The following is a 1041-nucleotide window of genomic DNA, read 5'->3' on the forward strand; positions in this document are numbered from 1 at the left end:
TGTCCCAGCAATCGCCGCGTCGGCTCATCGACGAGCGCATGCCGTAGGCCTTCAGCGTGTCCTGGAACAGGCCGCCGCAATACTGGCTGCCCCGGTCGCTATGCACGATTACACCAGCCTCGGGGCGACGCCGGAACCACGCCATGCGTAGCGCGTCTGTGACCAACTCCGCTTTCATGTGCGGCTGCATCGACCAGCCCACCACCTGCCGGCTGAACATGTCGATGATGACCGCGAGGTACACCCAGCCTTCGGCTGTCGCCAGATAGGTAATATCGCTCGTCCAGACCTGATTCGGCGCCGACGCCGTGAAGTCGCGCCCCAGTAGATTCGGTGCAACCGGCAGGTTGTGATTCGAGTTCGTCGTCGCGATGTACTTGCGCTTGTGCCGTGCACGAATGCCATGCTGCGCCATCAGCTTGCGAACCCGCTCCTTGCCCACGCGCACGCCGCGCGCGAGCAGTTCCTTCCACATGCGCGGCCAGCCGTATTCGCCCTTGACCTGCGCGTGAATCGCCTTGATGTGCGCGAGCAGGGCATCGTTGCTCATGTAGCCTCTTTGCGGCTTGTCCTTGGCGCTGCGTTGCTGGCGCTGATGATATCCGCTGGGGCTGACTTCGAGCGCTTCACACAGTACTGAAACTGGCCAGTGGTGTCGATTCCGGTCAATGAACGCGCACTTCACATCGACTCCTTCGCGAAGTACGCTGCGGCTTTTTTTAAAATATCCCGCTCCATCTTCAGGCGAGCCACTTCCGCACGCAGCCGCGCCAGTTCCATCTGTTCTGGGCTCACAGGCTTCGTGCCAGCGCCCGCCAGCCTGCCTTCCCGCTCAGCCTTTATCCAGTTGTACAGCGTCTGTTCAACAACACCCAGTGTCGCCGCCACGGCCGCCATGCTTTGTCCGGCCTTGACCAGTCGCACGGCTTCCAGCTTGAATTCGAGCGTGTACTGTGCCCGCTTTGCCTTGCCTGTCATCGTTCTTCTCCTTGCTTGAGTTTACCTGCTCAGCAAGGGATTCGTTTTTCGGGGGCAAGCTCA

Annotated in this window: 1 pseudogene; it reads right to left on the reverse strand. The window is 60.8% G+C overall.

The window, feature by feature from the left end:
• Positions 1-978, reverse strand: a pseudogene (locus P3T22_RS33310) (IS3 family transposase); the annotation flags it as partial.
• Positions 979-1041 lie beyond the last annotated feature (63 nt).

It is taken from the genome of Paraburkholderia sp. GAS348 (assembly GCF_050434205.1).
Classification (GTDB): Bacteria; Pseudomonadota; Gammaproteobacteria; order Burkholderiales; family Burkholderiaceae; genus Paraburkholderia.